The organism is Streptomyces sp. NPDC002446 (genome assembly GCF_053595675.1).
In genome coordinates this window covers 1-18904 of the sequence record NZ_JBSFYC010000087.1, presented here as the reverse complement: position 1 = coordinate 18904, position 18904 = coordinate 1, and the positions used below count along the sequence as shown (strand labels likewise).

Annotated in this window: 18 protein-coding genes and 1 pseudogene; 6 read left to right on the top strand and 13 right to left on the bottom strand. The window is 71.5% G+C overall.

Annotated elements, in window-relative coordinates:
• The first annotated feature begins 784 nt into the window (after nucleotides 1-784).
• The 4 genes and pseudogenes from ACWD6P_RS32590 (at nucleotide 785) to ACWD6P_RS32575 (ending at nucleotide 3337) form a co-directional block, all read left to right on the top strand.
• Nucleotides 785-1054, top strand: a complete 270-nt coding sequence (locus ACWD6P_RS32590) for a helix-turn-helix transcriptional regulator (RefSeq protein ID WP_451447795.1) — start codon at nucleotides 785-787, stop codon at nucleotides 1052-1054.
• 110 nt (nucleotides 1055-1164) lie between these two features.
• Nucleotides 1165-2535 carry a tyrosine-type recombinase/integrase gene (locus tag ACWD6P_RS32585; protein WP_451447794.1) on the top strand — a complete coding sequence of 457 codons (1371 nt, stop codon included), beginning with the start codon at nucleotides 1165-1167 and terminating at the stop codon, nucleotides 2533-2535.
• A 1-nt stretch (nucleotide 2536) separates the two neighbouring features.
• A pseudogene (locus ACWD6P_RS32580) lies at nucleotides 2537-2650 on the top strand (3-hydroxyacyl-CoA dehydrogenase family protein); the annotation flags it as partial.
• Between the two features lie 429 nt (nucleotides 2651-3079).
• Nucleotides 3080-3337 carry a hypothetical protein gene (locus ACWD6P_RS32575; RefSeq protein WP_451447793.1) on the top strand — a complete coding sequence of 86 codons (258 nt, stop codon included), beginning with the start codon at nucleotides 3080-3082 and terminating at the stop codon, nucleotides 3335-3337.
• A gap of 48 nt (nucleotides 3338-3385) precedes the next feature.
• Here the strand turns inward: ACWD6P_RS32575 and ACWD6P_RS32570 are convergent, their stop codons facing one another.
• The 3 genes from ACWD6P_RS32570 to ACWD6P_RS32560 form a co-directional block, all read right to left on the bottom strand.
• On the bottom strand, nucleotides 3386-3916 hold the full coding sequence (locus ACWD6P_RS32570; protein ID WP_451447792.1) for an NUDIX domain-containing protein: 531 nt from the start codon (nucleotides 3914-3916) through the stop codon (nucleotides 3386-3388).
• A gap of 48 nt (nucleotides 3917-3964) precedes the next feature.
• Nucleotides 3965-5302, bottom strand: coding sequence for a transcriptional regulator (locus ACWD6P_RS32565; protein ID WP_451447791.1), 1338 nt, complete (start codon nucleotides 5300-5302; stop codon nucleotides 3965-3967).
• Nucleotides 5303-5396: 94 nt separating this feature from the next.
• Nucleotides 5397-6074 carry a TetR/AcrR family transcriptional regulator gene (locus ACWD6P_RS32560; RefSeq protein ID WP_451447790.1) on the bottom strand — a complete coding sequence of 226 codons (678 nt, stop codon included), beginning with the start codon at nucleotides 6072-6074 and terminating at the stop codon, nucleotides 5397-5399.
• 82 nt (nucleotides 6075-6156) lie between these two features.
• On the opposite strand from ACWD6P_RS32560, the gene ACWD6P_RS32555 reads away from it, so the two are divergent.
• Nucleotides 6157-7107, top strand: coding sequence for an oxidoreductase (locus ACWD6P_RS32555; protein ID WP_451447789.1), 951 nt, complete (start codon nucleotides 6157-6159; stop codon nucleotides 7105-7107).
• Between the two features lie 42 nt (nucleotides 7108-7149).
• Here ACWD6P_RS32555 and ACWD6P_RS32550 read toward each other — a convergent pair whose 3' ends face one another.
• The 8 genes from ACWD6P_RS32550 to infC all read right to left on the bottom strand — a co-directional run bounded on the left by ACWD6P_RS32550 (nucleotide 7150) and on the right by infC (nucleotide 16214).
• Entirely contained in the window at nucleotides 7150-8397 is a 1248-nt protein-coding gene (locus ACWD6P_RS32550; protein ID WP_451447788.1) for a PP2C family protein-serine/threonine phosphatase, read from the bottom strand.
• A 314-nt stretch (nucleotides 8398-8711) separates the two neighbouring features.
• The gene (gene pheT / locus ACWD6P_RS32545; protein WP_451447787.1) at nucleotides 8712-11237 is read right to left on the bottom strand and encodes a phenylalanine--tRNA ligase subunit beta; all 2526 of its coding nucleotides are present in this window, start codon (nucleotides 11235-11237) and stop codon (nucleotides 8712-8714) included.
• Nucleotides 11237-12361 carry a phenylalanine--tRNA ligase subunit alpha gene (gene pheS, locus ACWD6P_RS32540; RefSeq protein WP_451447786.1) on the bottom strand — a complete coding sequence of 375 codons (1125 nt, stop codon included), beginning with the start codon at nucleotides 12359-12361 and terminating at the stop codon, nucleotides 11237-11239. The genes pheT and pheS overlap by 1 nt, the downstream gene beginning before the upstream one ends.
• A 208-nt stretch (nucleotides 12362-12569) precedes the next feature.
• Nucleotides 12570-13661, bottom strand: a complete 1092-nt coding sequence (locus tag ACWD6P_RS32535; protein ID WP_451447785.1) for an ATP-binding protein — start codon at nucleotides 13659-13661, stop codon at nucleotides 12570-12572.
• Between the two features lie 84 nt (nucleotides 13662-13745).
• Nucleotides 13746-14600: a TrmH family RNA methyltransferase gene (locus ACWD6P_RS32530; RefSeq protein WP_451447784.1), complete on the bottom strand. Its 855-nt coding sequence runs from the start codon at nucleotides 14598-14600 to the stop codon at nucleotides 13746-13748.
• Between the two features lie 123 nt (nucleotides 14601-14723).
• Nucleotides 14724-15107: a 50S ribosomal protein L20 gene (gene rplT / locus ACWD6P_RS32525; protein WP_033267754.1), complete on the bottom strand. Its 384-nt coding sequence runs from the start codon at nucleotides 15105-15107 to the stop codon at nucleotides 14724-14726.
• Between the two features lie 102 nt (nucleotides 15108-15209).
• A complete protein-coding gene (rpmI, locus tag ACWD6P_RS32520) occupies nucleotides 15210-15404 on the bottom strand; it encodes a 50S ribosomal protein L35 (protein ID WP_016576627.1) in 195 nt (64 codons plus the stop codon).
• A 123-nt stretch (nucleotides 15405-15527) separates the two neighbouring features.
• Complete coding sequence (infC, locus tag ACWD6P_RS32515) at nucleotides 15528-16214, bottom strand: translation initiation factor IF-3 (RefSeq protein ID WP_451447783.1); 687 nt, start codon at nucleotides 16212-16214, stop codon at nucleotides 15528-15530.
• 332 nt (nucleotides 16215-16546) lie between these two features.
• Between infC and ACWD6P_RS32510 the strand changes: the two genes are divergently transcribed.
• On the top strand, nucleotides 16547-16927 hold the full coding sequence (locus ACWD6P_RS32510) for a DUF1844 domain-containing protein (protein ID WP_451447782.1): 381 nt from the start codon (nucleotides 16547-16549) through the stop codon (nucleotides 16925-16927).
• A 100-nt stretch (nucleotides 16928-17027) separates the two neighbouring features.
• Here the strand turns inward: ACWD6P_RS32510 and ACWD6P_RS32505 are convergent, their stop codons facing one another.
• Both ACWD6P_RS32505 and ACWD6P_RS32500 read right to left on the bottom strand, forming a co-directional pair.
• A complete protein-coding gene (locus ACWD6P_RS32505) occupies nucleotides 17028-17816 on the bottom strand; it encodes an MIP family channel protein (protein WP_451447781.1) in 789 nt (262 codons plus the stop codon).
• 114 nt (nucleotides 17817-17930) lie between these two features.
• Nucleotides 17931-18662: an SseB family protein gene (locus ACWD6P_RS32500; protein ID WP_451447780.1), complete on the bottom strand. Its 732-nt coding sequence runs from the start codon at nucleotides 18660-18662 to the stop codon at nucleotides 17931-17933.
• Nucleotides 18663-18904: the final 242 nt, after the last annotated feature.

Sequence of the window (18904 nt, the reverse complement as noted above, 5' to 3'; positions counted from 1 at the left end):
CTCTCATGGCCGCACCCGTACCGCCCTTCATCCCTCAGTAGGTGCGGAACAGTAGCTTCCGGTGAATGCCCGGTGATGCGGTTGACCCCATCCACTGAACCGCCGCTAAGCCGCAGGTCAGAGGCAGAAGCCTGCGGAAGCATGCGAGTCTCTTCTAAGCACCTGGTCGCAGGTTCGAGTCCTGCCAGGGACTCGAACCTGCGACCAAGCCCTGCCTCGCCACCGCCCTGCCCCCCCTCCGTAAGACCGCCGGTCATTGTCTCCCACCGGTTGCGCCCCACCGAAAGTTCGACCCCGTGTGCCGCGCCGAGCGCAACCACACGCTGCGGCGCGGTCGGCCAACGCTTCCGCCCTTGACGGCCCCGGCACACGCGTGCACAACGGGTGCACATTCGCGCGGGAACTCCCGGGAAACCGCAGGTACGGGAGGGAAGTCCGGCTGGGTGCCCGGTGGCCCTGACCAGGGTGTTTGCCCTGGTCAGGGCCAGAATGGCGGACGAGTCGGCTGTACGCCGGGTAGTGACTCACAGCAGTTCGCCTACGGCAGACGCCCATGGCTGGAGACCTCCGCGGACACCATGCCAACGTACAGGTGTTGGCAAAACCGCAGCTCAACGAGAGGACGATCTAGCGCCGTGAACTGCTACACCCGAGATCAACAGTCGCACCTCAGCGCACCCTGAGGCAGCCAGTACACGCGCTCCCAGAATTTCCCGGTCTCACCAAAGCCCGGACTTCTCCGGATCCTGATGTGCATCGACTCTTCTCACCCTGGAGACCGGAGATGCACGACCAGATCACGCCCACGCGTGAAGCCGCATTCTTGAACCTGACCAAGGCAGCGGAATACCTCGGCATTTCACCGAACACCCTGTATGTCTGGCGCCACCGACGACAGGGACCGCCGAGCTTCCGCATGGGAAGCCGCGTCATGTACAGGATCTCAGCGCTCAACGAGTGGGTCATAGCACAGGAGCAGGCGGATTCACGTTCCAACACTGCGCTCAATCCCCTCAGTCAGAAGCCGATGAAGCGCGCAGTACGCACTCTTTGAAGGCTGTCCGCAAGCCCGAAGGCTGTGCCTCGATCTTTCGGAGTCCCGGCGCGCGGCTCCCCACTATGCAATACAAACATTCGCAGTTGAGTTCATAGGAGCACGTTCCCTTGGCGGGGTACATAGAAGACCGCTGGCTCAAGAAGAAGCCCAACAAGGACACCGGTAAGCGGGATCGAACAGCCCTGTGGGGCAAGGGCAAGCGCTATCGGGTGAAGGGCATCCCGGGCGTCCGGGACCGCTCGTTCGATACGAGCGAGGACGCGAAGCAGTGGCTCGCTAACGCACAGACCGACACCACGCGTGGCGAGTTCGTTGACCCCCGTGACGGGGCGATCCCCCTCGCCCAGTACATCGAGAAGCACTGGTGGCCGAGCCGCTCAGACGAACCGTCGACTGCCGCCCCCATGCGCAGCAAGATCTGGAACCACATCATTCCGTTCCTGGGTGAAACGGCACTCCGGGACATCGACGCTGCCGCGCTGCGCGTCTGGACGACTCAGCTGCTGACGCGGGTCGAGGCGTCCACGGCCCAGGTGATCTGGATCCACCTGTCCACGATCCTCGAAGCTGCTGTCGATGACGGCCGCCTGATCAAGAACCCCTGCAAGGCCCACCGGACGGTCAAGGCTCCCAAACCCGCGAAGAGGAAGGCCAAGGCATGGTCCAGGACAACCGTGGATGCCGTCCGGGCGGGCCTCCAGGATCGATACCACATCGCGGTGGACCTCGGTGTCGGCCTCGGCCTTCGCCAAGGCGAGGCGTTCGGCCTCGACGAGGAGGACTTCGACTTCGATGCCGGCGTCGTACACATCCGCCGACAGCTGCGGTGGGACTCCAAAGGAAGGCCGTACTTCTGCCTGCCGAAGGGCGGCAAAACGCGAGACGTTCCCCTCTCCCCCAACCTCGCCAAGCGCGCCCAGGGCCACCTGCGTCGCTTTTCTCCGGTCACCTGCACACTCCCCTGGCGTAACCCCGAGCCACCGACGACCGAGCTGGAAGCGCGACAGCGCAAACCGATCACCGTCCGGCTGGTCCTGAGCACCTCGCAAGGCAATCGAATCAACCCCTCGATGTGGAACAAGCGGAGCTGGCGACCCGCGCTCGCGGCGGCCGGGCTTCTGAAGGCGATCGGCGAGAAGGTCGCGACACACGGAGGCCGCATCCGGCGGTACCCCGTCTATGAACTTTCGCGCGCGGACATGTTCCACGTCCTCCGGCACACGTACGCGAGTACCCAGCTTGAGGCAGGCGAGTCGATCGTGAGCGTGTCGGAGTGGCTCGGGCACGCCTCGCCGCAGACCACGCTGAAGCACTACGCTCATTTCATGCCCGGGGCGGGCAAGCGGGGCCTCGCCGCCATGGACGAGTGGTTCGATCAAGATCCACAAGCGAATGTCCCTGAGAAGTCCCTGGGCGCCCCGCAGGCCCCGAACGGGCCACCTGAATTCGCAGGTCAGAGCGGTAGCCGCGCACACTGACGGCATGTACGAGGAGTACAAAGAACCCCTGTACGCCGCTCCCCCGCTGCTCCAGCGGATGGTGGACGCGGGACGCCTGGGCCGTAAGTCCGGGTCGGGCTTCTACTCGTACTGAGGCGAGGGCCGTTCGGAGAGAGCCAACCGGCGAGAGTGCCGTTCGGAGAGAGAGCCGACCAGCGAGAGAGCCGACCGGAGAGAGGGCCCACCGGCGAGAGAGCCGTCCGCCCGCCGCTCGGGGGAGTGGTGCCGGCGGGCGGACTCCGGGTCGGCGGGCGCCCGTCCGCCGGCGCCGGCCCCCGTGGGGACTTCGAGTCAACTCCCCCGCGGGCGGGCGCGGGAGCGTGTGAAGCACCCCGCCGGGGGTGCCCGGTTCACACCCCGTGCGAAGCCTTGCGCGCGCTGTCACCCCCGGTCACTTCACACGGGGTGTGAAGTGCAGACCCGCATATCCCCACCGCACACGCTCCCGCCCTTCGCCGCAGCGCAGTTGACTGAGGCGCGTACGCACCACGAAGTCGCCGACCGAAGGAATGAGGAGCGGACCGTGACCGCCCACCCCGAACCCGATCTGGTAACCGCCGACTTAGCGGAGCTGCGGCGTCTGCTCGACGTACGCACCGCCCGGGTCGACGGCCGACTCGCGCTGCAGGCCCAGCGTTCCGAGCAGAGCGAGCGTGACGCGGACGAACTGACCGCCCGCGTCACGCGCCTGGAGAGCGCCCGCTGGCCGCTGCCCTCCCTCGCCGCGCTCACGGGGCTCGCGGCACTGGTGGTGGCCGTGTGGCAGGCGCTCGTCCGGTGAGCGCGCGGACGGGACCGCCGCGCACCCCGCCCGCCGGTCCGGCTCCGCTCAGCCCAGCCGCAGGTGATGCAGCATCAGCAGGGCGGCGGCCATGTTGGCGGCCGGCACCTCCCCTCGCGCCACCATGTCCGGCACCAGCTTGAGCGGCACCCACTCCCGCCGGTCGGACTCGAAGTCGTCCTGTGGCAGGCCGACATACTCCCCCTCGTCGGACCAGTAGATGTGATGCCGCGCGTCGGTGAGGCCGTTGGACGGCTCCACCGTGAGGAGATGCCGGAGGGGGCCGGGACGCCACCCGGTCTCCTCCTCCATCTCCCGCGCGGCCGCGGCCGCGAGGTCCTCGCCGTCCTCGACGACCCCGGCGGCCAGCTCCCACCCCCAGGTGTCGGTGATGAACCGGTGCCGCCACAGCAGCAGCACCTCGTGGGCCGCGTTGACCACCGTGGCCACGGCGACGGGCCGCATCCGGATCAGGAAGTGGTCCAGGTGCCGGCCGTCGGGCAGTTCCACATCGGCCAGGTTGACCCGGAACCACGGATTCGCATAGACGGGCTTCTCGCTGAGGTTGTTCCAACGCACGTAACTGCCACCTTCCGCTGATGAGCCGGCAAGGTGACACGAGCCCGGTCACAAGGGAACGCGCAGCACCTCGTCGATGAGATCGGCAGCCTCGTCCGTCGCGGAGCTCCCGGTCTCCGCCAGGTGCTCGCGCACCGCCCGCAGCCGGTCCCGCAGCCGTTGCGACTCCATGCCCCGAGCCTGCTCGGTCATCTGCGCGGCGTCGGCCACGGCCCGGTCCGCGTCGCCTTGACGCAGCTCGATATGGGTGAGCATGGCCAGCCGGTGGACCCGGCCGCGGTCGTGTGCGGGGGTGTCGACGGCGGCGTCCGCCTGTTCCCTGGCGGCCCGCAGGTCACCGAGGCTGAGCAGGGCCTCCGCCACTTGGACGTTCACCAGGCCGGGCTGCACATAGCCCGTCTCGGCCGGCTCCAGGCCGGGCCGGATGCGCTCCGCGGCCGCCTCCGCCCGCCGGATGCACGCCAGCGCGCTGGCGCCGTCGCCGAGCCGGGCGTAGGACTTGGCCTGCATGGCGTAGAGGTCCGCGGAGAGCGCCGCAGTGATCTGCGGACCCGCGGCCCGCAGCGCCGCCTCCGCGAAGGCCACCGCCTGGCGGTACTCCCGTACGAAGAGGGACTGGTTGACCAGCAGCGCGATGACATACGCGCCCAGTCCGCGGTCCCCGCTGGCCTTGGCCAGCCGCAGCGCCTGATGGAAGTAGCGCTGGGCCAGCCCGAGAGCGTCCGAGTCGTACGCGCAGATGCCGGCGACGGCGACCAGTCCGCCGGTCGCCCGGTGGAGCTGACGTCCCGTCGCGTCGCTGTAGCTGCCCCGCAGCAGCGGCGCCGCCTCGGCGTTGAGGAATCCCACGATGCGCGCTCTGGTCGCGACACCACCCGCCTTCCGGTACATCTGCTCGTAGTGGGTCCGCGCGGTGCGCAGCATCTCGATGTCGGCGATGCCGACCCGGGTCAGCCCGTCGCGCGAGACATCGGAGTCCTCGGGCGGGTTCTCCCACTCCCATACGGGGATGACCGCCGAGGTGCCGGTGAGCGCCGGGGCGGCGAGCACATGCGGCCGCTGCTGCTCGTCGGACCGCCACAGCGCGGTGGCCCGCTCGACGAAGCCGGAGAGCGGAGTGCCGGTGGGCCGCGGCAGTCCCGGCCCGCTCAGCCCGATGTCGTCGAGCCCGACCGGCCGGTGCAGCCGGTCACCGAGGACCTCGCAGATGAGGTCGGGCACCTGGCCGCGCGGCCGCTGGCCCTTCAGCCACCGGGCCACCGCGGTGTGTTCGTAGCGCAGCGCCAAGCCGCGCATCCGCCCCAGCTGGTTGATCCGGGCGGCCAGCCCGGCATGCGAGATGCCGGCCTCGTCGAGAATCGCATCGAGCAGGGTGTTGGGCTCCACACCGGCCTCCCGATGAGCGGGCCCGCCTTCCGGCGGCCGGCTCATGGCCTTGTCGACTTGTCCGCTCCGCCATTCGAGCGTAGTGAACCCCGCTTCACACGGGGTGTGAAGAGCCCCGGGACGGGCGCGGACCGAGACAGCCGAGGCCGGGCGCCTCCTCGGGCCAGGGGACCTCGCGGCCCTCCGCCGCGCAGCCGCGCACCATGAACGCGATCACATCGCCGAGACCGGACTCGACGTCGTCGGCGGAGAGCACCCCGCTCGAGGCGAAGCTGGCGAAGCCGTGCAGGGTGGAGAACACCGGCATCGCGATCCGTTCGGCGGACCCTTCCCGTACGTCGCCGCTGCGCTGCCCGTCCGCGGCCAGCTCCACGGCCATCACGGCGAGCCGCTGCCCGGCCGCGATCAGCGCCTCGGACGCCTCCGGCTCGTGCTTGACCGTGTACATGAGGTCCAGAAGGGCCGCATTGCCGGTGGCGAAGTCCACATAGGCGCGGGCGAGCGCGCCGAGCCGGTCGGCGAACCGTTCGCCCGCCGCCTCCTGGGATGCGGTCAGCACCGCGTCCAGGCGGTCGAAACCGGCGAGTGCCAGCGCGTCCAGCAGCGCCTGCTTGTCCTTGAAGTGCCGGCTCGGCGCGGCGTGGCTGACACCGAGGTCCCGGGCCAGTTCCCGCAGGGACAGGGCGCCGGGGCCCTTCTCGCGGAGCGTCTGCTCGGCGCGGGCCAGCAGTGCGGCGCGCAGGTCTCCGTGGTGGTAACGACGAGTCTGCATGACCGCCATCCTAGCCCCGATGTATTCACTGGCTACATTGTTGTCATTGACAGCATTGTTGGCGTTGTCTACATTCGTGGGCATGGCTCACACACCCACCTGGAACGCCACCCACCTCCCCGACCAGACCGGCCGCACCGCCGTGGTGACCGGCGGCAACAGCGGACTCGGCCTCGCCACCGTCGACGCCCTCGCGCGGGCCGGCGCCCATGTCGTCCTCGCCGTACGGGACCTTGCGCGCGGCGAGGCCGCCGCCGCCACCGTCAAGGGCGCCAAGGGCAGCCTGGAGGTGCGCCGCCTCGACCTCGCCGATCTCGCCTCGGTACGCGCGTTCGCCGAGTCCTGGCAGGGCGAACTGGACCTGCTGATCAACAACGCCGGAGTGATGGCCGTCCCGGAGTCCCGGACCAAGGACGGCTTCGAGCGGCAGTTCGGCACCAACCACCTCGGCCACTTCGCGCTGACCAACCTGCTGCTGCCCCATGTCACCGACCGCGTGGTCACCGTGGCGTCCCTGGCGCACCGCGCCCCCGGCGGCACCCACATCCGCTTCGACAACCTCGACCTGACCGGCGCCTACACCCCCTACCGCGCCTACTCCCAGTCCAAGCTGGCCAATCTGCTGTTCACCCTGGAACTGCAGCGCCGCCTCACCGCGGCCGGCTCCCCCGTGCGCGCCCTCGCCGCGCACCCCGGATACGCGGCCACCAATCTGCAGAGCCATGACGCCAGCCCGGTCCGGCGTGCGGTGATGCGGGTGTCCAACCGGGTGATCGCCCAGAGCGACAAGGCCGGCGCGCTCCCCACGCTGTACGCCGCCACCCAGGACCTGCCGGGCGCCGCCTACCTCGGCCCCGACGGTTTCGGCGAGATGCGCGGCGGGCCGACGATGGTCAGCAGGTCGGCCGCGGCCAGCGACCCCCACAGCGCCCAGCGCCTGTGGGACGTCTCCCAGGAGCTGACCGGCGTCGCCTTCCCGTTCCCGAGCGGCGCGGAGGCCACCGCGGACGGCGGGCGCCACGAGACGCGATGACAGGTCCGGGCGGGCTCGCGCGACCGGCGGGGCGGGTCGGGCCTACCCGGCGTCCCCGCCGGCCCCCCGCCCGCCGAACGACAGCGAACGCGGCCCCGCCCCGGCCGCCTGGGCCGGGACCCGCACCCGGTCGTTGCTCAGCATCAGCAGCGCCACATCATCCGTCAGCCGCCCGCCCGCATGCCGCAGCAGCGCCTCCCGCACCTCCCCCACCACCCCCGACGGCACCGGACCGCACGGCGACCCGGCCGCCTCGACGCTGCTGCGCAACTCCTCCGTCAGCGGAAAGAACTCCCCCGCCGCATCCCGCGCGTCGACCGCCCCGTCGGTGTGCAGGAACAGCGCCGCTCCGGGCTCCAGCCGCCCGCACCCCACCGCGGACAGCTCCTCCGGCAGCGGAAAGAGCCCCAGCGGCGGCATCGGGTCGGCCGGGGCGACCGGAGCGACGGGCGCGAGCGCCCCGCGGTCGATCCGGTACGGCCACGGATGCCCGCAGTTCAGCGCGGTGACCGAGCCGTCCGGCGCGACCTGCACCAGCAGCAGCGTCACGAACTCCTCCGCGAGCGGGCTCACCGGCTCACCGCCGACCGGCTGCTCACCGCGCACCCGCTCGCGCAGATGCCGCTGGTGCGCGCGCTCCAACCGGCGCAGCACACCGGCCAGTTCGGTCTCGTCGTGCACCACCTCACGGAAGCTGCCGAGCATCGCCGCGACCGTCCCCATGGCCTCCAGGCCGTGCCCGCGCACATCTCCGATCACCGCGCGGACGCCGTGCCGGGTCCCCACGACCTCGTACAGATCCCCGCCGACCGCGGCGCCCTCGCTCGCGGAGAGGTGGTCGGCCGCCAGCGTCAGCCCGTCGATCCGCGGCGGCAGCGGCCGCAGCAGCACCCGCTGCGCGGCCGCGGCGACTTCACGGGTGCGCTCCAGCTCCCGCACCAGCCGCAGCCGCCGGCCGGCCGTCAGATAGCTGGCGGCGACCACCGCGAGAATCGCACCGCAGGTCAGCACGCGGGTGCCCGGCCCGGCCCCGGGCCCCGACCCGCCGAACGGCACGAGGGCGAGCAGCGCGCACGCCCCGCCGAGCAGGACGCACTGGCGGCGGCCGGTGCCCGCGCAGGCGATGGCCGGGGCGGCGGCGAGGAGTTGCAGCAGCTGGCCGCTGGTCGGATGGCACAGCTCCCAGACCACCACACCGAGCACCCAGAGGCCGGGCAGGACGAAGACGGCGGCCCGCCGGACACAGGCCGCCCCGGCGCGTGCTCCGCTCCGCGCCCAGGTTCGGATCATGCCGATGGTCCCCCTAGCCGGTGGTCCCCTAGCAGGCCTTGCCGGTCGGTCCGGGCCCGCCGCCGCGGTCATGCGGGCCGAACGACCGCGTCGATTCTCGCGACGTTATGCGCCCATCCCACGACGATAGGTAAATAACCACCCGATTGGGTGATGGTGTATGGATCCGATGGTCTCCTTGGACCGGCCCGTCCCCCACAGGCCTCACACCGGCCGCCTACCGGACGCACCGGTCCACCGCATGCCGAAGGGGCGGGGACACGGACGGCTCACACCCTCCGCGCCCCCGCCCCTCACACGGGCGGCCCGGCCGGTCAGCCGCGCAGCACCGCTCCCGTACGCTCCACGGCGGCCGCGACCGCCGCATCGCGGGCGGCGCTGGCCTCCTCCGCGGTCAGCGTGCGGTCCGCGGCGCGGAAGCGCAGCGCGTACGCCAGCGACTTCTTGCCCGCACCGATCTGCTCACCGGTGAAGACGTCGAAGAGCCGCAGCGACTCCAGCAGTTCACCCGCGCCGTCGCGCAGCGCGCTCTCGACGTCCGCCGCCGGGACCGTGCCGTCGACGACCAGCGCCACGTCCTGGGTGGCGACCGGGAACGAGGAGACCTTGGGCGCCTTCAGCGGCCCGCTCCCGGCCCGCTCCAGGCGGTCCAGGTCGATCTCCATCGCGCACGTACGCTCCGGCAGGGCGAGCGCCTTGATGACCCGCGGGTGCAGCTCACCGGCGTTGCCGACCAGGACCTCCTCGCCGTCGACGAGGGCGAGCAGCGCGGCGCACCGGCCCGGGTGGAACGGCGCGTGCTGGTCCTGACGGACAATCAGCTCGACGCCCGCCTCACGCGCGACCGTACGGCCCGCCTCGATGGCGTCCGCCCAGGTCGCCGGGCGCCCCTCGCCCCACCAGCCGGCCTGCTCACGGCCACCGGCGAGCACCACGGCGGCGCGCCGCGGCTGCTGCGGGAGGGAGGCGTCCAGCGAGGCGATCTCGTCGTCGGTCGGCCGGCGGTCGACGACCAGCCGGCTGGCCGGCTTCTCGTCGCCGGTGGCCCGGAAGACCGGTCCGGTCTCGAACAGCGCGAGGTCGTGCGTGCCCCGGCCGTAGTTGCGGCGCAGCGCACCGAGCAGCCCCGGGATCAGCGTCGTACGGAGGTCGGGCTCCTCGTCGGAGAGCGGGTTGACGAGGGTGACCGCGGCGCGGCGCGGGTCGTCCGCCTCGATGCCGAGCTGGTCGAGGACGTGCGAGCCGGTGAAGGGGTAGTTCAGCGCCTCGACATAGCCGGCGCCGGCCAGCGCCCGGCCGACCCGGCGGTGCAGCCGCTGACGCTCGGTCAGCCCGCGGCCGGCCGGCGGCTTGGGGAGGGTGGAGGGCAGGTTCTCGTAGCCCTCCAGCCGGATGACCTCCTCGGCCAGGTCGTTCGGGTCGCCGAGGTCCGGCCGCCAGGACGGCACGGTCACGACCAGCTCGTCCTGGCCGTAGACGTCGCAGCCGACCTGCTGGAGGCGGCGTACGACGGTCTCCCGGCCGTAGGCGACACCGGCGACCTTGTCCGGGTGGTCGGCGGGGATGGCGATGGTGCGCGGTCCGCGGGGCGAGACGACCTCGGTCACGCCCTCCTCGGCCGTGCCGCCGCCGAGCAGCACCAGCAGGTCGACGGTCCGCTGCGCCGCGGCGGACGCGGCCTCCGGGTCGACGCCGCGCTCGAAGCGCTTGGCCGCCTCGGAGGACAGCCTGTGCCGGCGGGCCGTGCGCGCGATGGAGATCGCGTCGAAGTGCGCGGCCTCGATCACGACGTCGGTGGTGCCGCGCACCTGGCCGGTCTCCGGGTCGGCGACCGCGGCCCCGATCTCGGTGTTGGCACCGCCCATGACGCCCGCGAGGCCGATGGGGCCGCGGTTGTCGGTGATGACCAGGTCCTCGGCGTCCAGCACCCGCTTGGTGCCGTCCAGCGTGGTCAGCTGCTCGCCCGGGGTGGCGCGGCGGACGCCGATCGGGCCGTCCACGGTGGCGCGGTCGTAGGCGTGCAGCGGCTGGCCGAGCTCCAGCATCACGTAGTTGGTGATGTCGACGGCGAGCGAGATCGGGCGCATCCCGGCCTTCTGGAGGCGGCGCTGCATCCACAGGGGCGTGCGCGCCTCGGGCTCCAGGCCGGTGACCGTGCGGGCCGTGAAGCGGTCGCAGCCGATCGGGTCGGAGACCTGGACCGGGTAGCCGGCGGAGTTCGGCGGCGGCACGTCCAGCAGCGCGGGGTCGCGCAGCGGCAGCCCGTACGCGGTGGCGGTCTCGCGGGCCACCCCTCGCAGGGAGAGGCAGTAGCCGCGGTCCGGGGTGACGGCGATGTCCAGCACCTCGTCGACGAGCTGCAGCAGCTCGATGGCGTCGGTGCCGACCTCGTACTCGGGCGGCAGCACGATGATGCCGTGCGAACCGTCGTCGCCCATGCCGAGCTCGTCGCCGGAGCAGATCATGCCGTGCGACTTCCTGCCGTACGTCTTGCGCGCGGCGATCTTGAAGTCACCGGGCAGCACGGCGCCGGGGAGGACCACGACGACCTTGTCGCCGACCGAGAAGTTACGGGCGCCGCAGACGATCTCCTGCGGCTCGCCGGTGCCGTTGGCGTCGCCGACGTCGACGGTGCAGAAGCGGATCGGCTTCTTGAAGCCCTCCAGCTCCTCGATGGTCAGCACCTGGCCGACCACGAGCGGGCCCTTGAGGCCCTCGCCGAGGCGCTCGACCGTCTCGACCTCCAGGCCGACCGCGATCAGCTTCTCCTGTACGTCCCGGCCGGTCTCCGTCGCCGGCAGGTCGACGTACTCCCGCAGCCAAGAAAGCGGGACCCGCATCAGATCTCCATCCCGAACGGCCGGGTGAACCGGACGTCGCCCTCGAACATGTCGCGCATGTCTTCCACGTTGTGCCGGAACATCAGCATCCGGTCGATACCGAACCCGAAGGCGAACCCGCTGTACTTCTCGGGGTCGACGCCACAGGCGATAAGCACCTTGGGGTTGACCATTCCGCAGCCGCCGAGCTCGATCCAGCCCTCGCTGGAGCACGTACGGCAGGGCTGGTCGGGGTTGCCCACGGACTCGCCACGGCAGACGTAGCAGACCATGTCCATCTCGGCGGACGGCTCGGTGAACGGGAAGTAGTTCGGCCGCAGCCGGGTCTTCATGTCCGGGCCGAACAGCGCCCGGACCATGTGGTCGAGGGTGCCCTTGAGGTCGGCCATGGTCAGGCCCTCGTCGACGGCGAGCAGCTCGATCTGGTGGAAGACCGGGGAGTGCGTGGCGTCCAGCTCGTCGGTGCGGTAGACCCGCCCCGGGCAGACGACGTAGACGGGCGGCTCGCGGTCGACGAGCGTACGGGCCTGCACCGGCGAGGTGTGGGTGCGCAGCACGACGCCGGACTCATCGCCCTCGGTGCCGTTGCCCTGGACGAAGAAGGTGTCCTGCATCTGGCGCGCCGGGTGGTCGGGCACGAAGTTCAGGGCGTCGAAGTTGAACCACTCCGCCTCGACCTCGGGGCCCTCGGCGACCTCGTAGCCCATCGCGACGAAGACGTCGGCGACCCGCTCCATGAACGTGGTGAGCGGATGCCGGGCGCCGGCCGGGGTGCGGTCGTAGGGCAGCGTGACGTCCACCGCCTCCTCGACCAGCACGCGCGCGTCGCGCTCCGCCTCCAGCTCCTCCTGACGGGCCTTGAGCGCCTGGTTCACCTGGCCGCGGGCCTGGCCGACGCGCTTGCCGGCCTCCGCCTTGGCCTGCGGGGGCAGGGCGCCGATCTCGCGGTTGGCGAGGGCGAGCGGCGAGGTGCCACCGGTGTGCGCGGTCTTCGCCTGGGCGAGCGCGTCGAGGTCGCCCGCGGCGGCGAAGGCGGCGAGCGCCTCGTCCCGCATGCGCTCGATCTCTTCCGGTTTCAGGGCTTCGACCTCGACAGGGTCGTACGACTTATTGGGTGCGGACATCTCTTCCCGTGCTTCCGGTGGACTGGCTTGGCTCGGCTCGCTTCGCCTCGGCGAGTGCCCGCGATGCCTGTGCGCCAAAGGTGCCAAAGGTCAAGTCTAAGGGGGACGGGCCGCGCGGCAGGCCCGAGCCCCTGCGGGGCGCCCGCCGCGAAGCGCTCAGTCCCGCCCGTCGCCCGCCACCACCCTTGCACGACGCTGCGCGGCACCCCTAATTCATAAAGGCCGGCGTCGCGACGGGCAGGCTAAATCGGAACTGCGCGCCGCCGGCCGGGGCCCGGCCGACCGTGATCGTGCCGCCGTGCGCCTCGACGATGCCCTTGACGATGTAGAGGCCCAGGCCGGTGCCGCCGCGCTTGCTGCCCCGCCAGAAGCGGGTGAAGACGCGGCTCATCGACTCCTCCGGAATGCCGGGACCCTCGTCGCTCACCGTGACGCTCGTCCCCTCCGTGCTGGTCGTGCCCGATGCCGGTCCGACCTCGATGGTGACGGTTCCCTCGCCGTGGCGCACCGCATTTTCCAGCAGGTTGCCCAGTACCTGGTCGACCTTGTCCGGGTCCGCCCACAGATCCGGCAGCGGCTCCATCATCCGGATGAGGAAGCGATCGGGCCGCTGACCCGCGGTGGTCTGCGCCTGGACGTGCCGGCGGACCGCAGCGATCATGTCGACCCGCTGCCGGCGGACCTCCAGCCGCCCGGAGTCGATCCGGGAGATGTCCAGCAGCTCGGCGATCAGCCGGGTGACGCGGTTGGCGTCGGCGTCCACCGTCTCCAGCATCAGCCGCTTCTGGTCGTCGGTGAAGCGTTCCCACTTCTGGAGGAGGGTGGCGGTGAAGCCCTTGACGGAGGTCAGCGGCGAGCGCAGTTCATGGGCGACGGTGGCGATCAGCTCGGCGTGGCTGAGCTCCGTACGCCGCCGGGCCTCGGTGCCGCGCAGCGCGATCACCAGCCGCTGCACCGGCCCGGTCGGCCGGCTGCGGACGTAGCGGGCGGAGACCAGCACCTCACGGCCGCCGAGCAGCAGATTGCGCTCGGGCTGGCCGCGGCGGATGGCAAGCCCGCCGTAGGGATCGGTGAGCCGCCACCAGCGGCGGCCCTCGATGTCCTGGAGCGGCAGGGCCTGTTCGAGGGGGCGGCCGAGCGCGTCCTCGGAGGTGATACCGGTGATCTTGGCCGCCGCGGCGTTGAAGCAGACCACCCGGCCTATCTCGTCGGCGACGACCAGGCCGTCGGGCAGATCGTCGGGGTCGAGCCCCGTCCCGTACTCAGCGGCGACAGTGATACCGGAAGTCCTCACACTCATCCCCGTTACCCCCTTCCGGGCCCCCGGGCACGCAAGACTACTAGCTCGCCTCGGATGTGCCGGAAGGATCAGGACGTACGCCCCTCAGGCGGGTGACACCGCGCGGCAGCCACCGGGGCTGCGCTGGGCGCGCGCGGAGGCGTAGAGGCAGACCGCGGCGGCGGTGGCGAGGTTGAGGCTCTCGGCCTTGCCGTGGATGGGGACGCGCACCACGGCGTCCGCGAGCGCCCGGGTCTCCTCGGGCAGCCCCCAGGCCTCGTTGCCGAAGACCCAGGCGGTGGACCCGCCCATGGAGCCGGCGTCCAGCTCGGCGTCCAGGTCGCGGTCGCCCGCGCCGTCGGCGGCGAGGATCCGTACGCCGGCGGACCGCAGTCCGTCCACCACCCGCTCGACCGGTACGCCGACCGCGACCGGAAGGTGGAAGAGCGAACCGACCGAGGCGCGCACGGACTTGGGGTTGTACAGGTCCACGGAGGCGTCGGTCAGCACGACCGCGTCCGCGCCGGCGGCGTCGGCGCAGCGCAGCACCGTACCGGCGTTGCCGGGGTCGCGGACGTTGGCGAGCACCGCGATCAGCTGCGGGCGGGCGGCGAGGATCTCCTCGAACGGCGAGTCCAGGAACCGGCAGACGCCGAGCAGGCCCTGCGGGGTGACGGTCTGGGAGATGTCCGCGATGGTGCGGTCGTCGGCGAAGTGCACCCGCACCCCGGCCGCACGGGCCGCCTCGACGATCTCGGTGTGCCGCTCGGCGGCCTCGACGGTGGCGAACAGCTCGATCAGGGTGGGCTCGCCCGCGACGCGGTGCGCGATGGCCTCCCGTACGGCCTGCGGGCCCTCGGCGATGAACCGGCGCTCCTTGCCGCGGAAGGCGCGGCGGGCCAGCCGCCGGGCGGCGGTGACGCGCGGGGAACGCGGGGAGATCAGCTCGGGGGTGCCCATGGGCAAAGGCTCGCTTCTGTTGTTCGGTGCGTGGGGGCCCGGCCTGCGGGGCCGGTCCGGAAATGCGGCGGACCCGCAGGCCGGGGCCTGCGGGTCCGCGTCACAACGTCGTCAGGCTGGGGTTCAGGCAGCCTTCGGGGCGTTGACGTCGCTCGGGAGGGCCTTCTGGGCCACCTCGACGAGCGCGGCGAACGCGTTGGCGTCGTTGACCGCGAGGTCGGCCAGGATCTTGCGGTCCACCTCGATGTTGGCGGCCTTCAGACCCTGGATGAAGCGGTTGTACGTCATGCCGTTGGCGCGGGCAGCGGCGTTGATGCGCTGGATCCACAGCTGACGGAAGTCGCCCTTGCGCTTCTTGCGGTCGTTGTAGTTGTAGACGAGGGAGTGGGTGACCTGCTCCTTCGCCTTGCGGTACAGGCGGGAGCGCTGGCCACGGTAACCGCTGGCCTGCTCGAGGATCGCCCGGCGCTTCTTGTGGGCGTTGACTGCCCGCTTGACGCGTGCCACTTGTTAACTCCTTGTAGCGGGGCCGTGGGTGTCGTCACACGGCCCGAGTCGATTTGAGTCCCGGTCCGAATCGCGCGCCCCCGTCGAGTGGGGCGCGGCGACTCACTTGCCGAGAAGCTTCTTGATCTTCGCGGCGTCGCCCGGGGCCATCTCGGCGTTGCCGGTGAGGCGACGCGTCACGCGGGACGACTTGTGCTCGAGCAGGTGGCGCTTGCCGGCGCGCTCGCGGAGCACCTTGCCGGAGCCGGTGACCTTGAAGCGCTTGCTGGCACCGCTGTGCGTCTTGTTCTTCGGCATGCGCCGTTCTCTCCTCGTCAGTGGCGCTCCCACCGGCACGGACCGGCTAGCGGGAGCGTCAGATATATCGGTTGGTGTCCGGGGCGGGTGCCCCGGCATGAATCCGGGGCTCTCGCCCATGGATCACGCCTCGGCGGGCTCCTCGGCGGGCTCCTCCGCGGGAGCTCCACCCTGGCGCTCCGCCTTGCGGGCGGCCTGCGCCTCACGGGCCTCGGCCATCGCCTCGGTCTTCTTCTTGTGCGGACCGAGGACCATGATCATGTTTCGGCCGTCCTGCTTCGGGTTCGACTCGATGAAGCCGAGCTCCTCCACGTCGGACGCGAGCCGCTGCAGCAGCCGGAAGCCCAGCTCGGGGCGGGACTGCTCGCGACCACGGAACATGATCGTGATCTTGACCTTGTCACCCTGCTTGAGGAACCGGACGACGTGACCCTTCTTGGTGTCATAGTCGTGCGGGTCGATCTTCGGCCGGAGCTTCATCTCCTTGATGACCGTGTGCGCCTGGTTCTTGCGCGCCTCACGGGCCTTCATGGCCGACTCGTACTTGAACTTTCCGTAGTCCATGAGCTTGCAGACCGGCGGACGGGCGTTCGCCGCCACCTCGACCAGGTCGAGGTCGTACTCCTGCGCAAGCTCCAGGGCCTTGGCAAGCGGCACAATGCCGACCTGCTCGCCACTGGGACCGACGAGTCGCACCTCGGGGACGCGAATCCGGTCGTTGATGCGGGGCTCGGCGCTGATGGATCCTCCTCGGTAGCACCACGCGACGGCCTGGCGGACTGCCGCGTAACGTCTGTTCGGTGTGACCAACCGCGCCGGTACATGAAAAACGCCCCGGACGGGACACAGGCGGGGCTCCACATAGATCTGGAGCACCGCCGCGAAGTCTCCGCGGGGCGCAGCCGGACCGTTGACCCGCCAACCTGAGGTCGGCCGGGTGGGAGATCGGAGCCTCCACTTGTGGGCCGGTCACATGAGTGTCCGGCCGGTCGGAACACCAGAATACACGAGTCAAGAGGCGACACCCACTCGTGTGCGGGCGCGGAGGCACCCCGCCTCCGGGATGACACTCCCGGGCGCGGGGTCCGCGGACGCTGCCCATAGGCTGGAGCCGACCCCTCATCAGGAAGAAGCCCCAAGACATGAGCGACCAGACCCCTCAGCAGCCCGACGCCGTGAGCGCGGCGCAGCCCGACTTCGACGCCATGACCCGTGACATCGCGGAGGTGCCGGCGGTCGAGGTGATCACCACGGTCGCGGTGCATCTGATGAGCTCGGCGGCGGTCAACCTCGGGCTCGCCGAGGACGGCGCGGCGCACAAGGACCTCGACGAGGCGCGCAAGCTCATCCAGGCGCTCGCCGGGCTGGTCACCGCCAGCGCCACCGAGATCGGCTCGTACCACGCGGCACCCCTGCGGGACGGGCTGAAGTCGCTGCAGCTGGCCTTCCGCGAGGCATCGGTCGTCCCGGACGAGCCGGGTCAGGGGCCCGGGGAGAAGTTCACCGGCCCCGTTTACGGCTGAGCCGGCGGCCCCCGCGGGCCGCGGATCTCCGCGCACGACGACCCCCGGCCGTTTCCCCGGCCGGGGGTCGCCGTGCGTGCGGGGCGGGTGCGCCGTGGTCTCAGGACCGCCCGCCGGGCTGGGTCAGGGGCTCGTCGGGCATGCCCTCGTCGGCGACGATGGACGGCTCGTGCGGCGGATGGGTGATCTGGTGCACCACGGCCGCGATCGCACCGCCGATCAGCGGCGCGACGATGAACAGCCACAGCTGCGTGATGGCCGCGCCGCCCGCGAACAGGGCCGGGCCGATGGACCGCGCCGGGTTCACGGAGGTGCCGTCCAGCGGGATGCCGACGAGGTGGACGGTGGCCAGCGCCAGGCCGATCGCCAGACCGGCGAAGCCGAGCACGGCCACCTTGTGGGTGACCGACAGCACCACGAAGACGAAGAGGAAGGTCATCACCAGCTCGGCGACGAAGGCACCGCCGAGGTTGATGTGCACCGCCGAGCGGTCGCCCCAGCCGTTCGTGCCGAAGCCCCCGTGCGTCTGCATGCCCGGGATCTGCGTGGCGACCAGGAAGAGCAGCGCGGAGCCGACGATGGCGCCGACGACCTGCGCGATCCAGTACTCGACGGCCGTACGGACCGTGACGCGGCGGGCCAGCAGCATGCCGAGCGTCACCGCGGGGTTGATGTGGCAGCCCGAGATCGGGCCGAGGGCGTAGGCCAGTGCCAGCATCGTGAAGCCGAAGGCCAGGGCGATGCCGAAGGTGCCGATGTATTCGCCCGCCAGCACCACCGAGCCGACGCCGAAGAACACCAGGAGCAGTGTGCCGAGGAACTCGGCCACGACTACGCGGGTCACAACCGTGGAGGTCGCCGCCTCCGTCTCCAGATCGGAATTCGCCATGGGGCTCTCCTCGCGTGGATCTTGAGCTCTCCTCGCATTGTGCGGCCCTGGCGACGAACGCGCCCGTTGGCGGCCCCCGGCCCCGGTCGGCGGTGCCGGGCCGGGGGCGGCGGATCAGCGCCGGTAGAGCACCTCTCCGGCCGTCGTGCCGCCGGGCGGCAGCAGGGCCAGGTCCAGGCCCCGCACGAGCCGGGCGCGCAGCACCTCGTCGGTGGCGAGCGCCTGCGCCAGGCGCTGGGCGACCTCGGCGGCCGGGGCCTCGGCGGCGAGGCCGAGCGCGAGGGTGGCGTCCGTTTCTCCGGACGGCGCGAGGCGGGCGACGAGCACGGCGGGCTCGGCGGCGAGCAGGGCGCGCAGCGCGTCGGTGACGGCCGGGTCGGCGAGCGGGTCGGCGGTCGTGCGGCCCTCGGCGAGGGCGCGCAGCGCGGGGCCGGTGAGCTGGTAGGTGACCGGACCGGCCAGGTCGATGACGAGGGTGTCGGCCTGCTCGTGGGAGGCGGCCAGCAGCGCCTGCTGGAGCGGGACGGCGACCGGGCGGGCGTCCGGGCGCCAGCGCTGGAGCGTGTCCATCGACGTGAACGCGGGCAGGGCGCGGCGGCCGTCCGGGGCCTGGAGGGTGGGGACGGCCATATCGCTGGTCTTCTCGCGGCGAAGACCGTCCGGGCCGGTCTCGACCTCGCCGAGGATGGCGACGACCGGGACGAGCACGCGCGCCCCGGCCAGCGCGGCGAGCAGCTGCGGCTCGGCGCTCCGGTCTTCGTCGTACGCGCTCAGGGCTGCGGCCAGCGCGGGGTCGGCGGAGCCGTCGTCGTCGGAGAAACCGGGGTTGGGGATGCTCTTTTCCACGGTGGCGAGCGTATCTGGGTTGCCTTGGTGCGTTGTCGGCTGGCCCGCCGTGGGGGTTGTTGTGGGTTCGCCTGCGGCCCTTCCGCTGCGCTTGGCTTGGCTTCCCACGTTTTCGGCTTTCCCGCCGTGGGGGGTTGCGCGTGGTTCGCCTGCGGCGGGCGTTGCCGCTGCGCGGGGCTGTTCGGCTGCCGGTGGCGGGCCTCCGGGGCAGGGGTGTGGGACTGCTTCGCTTTACGTCCCAC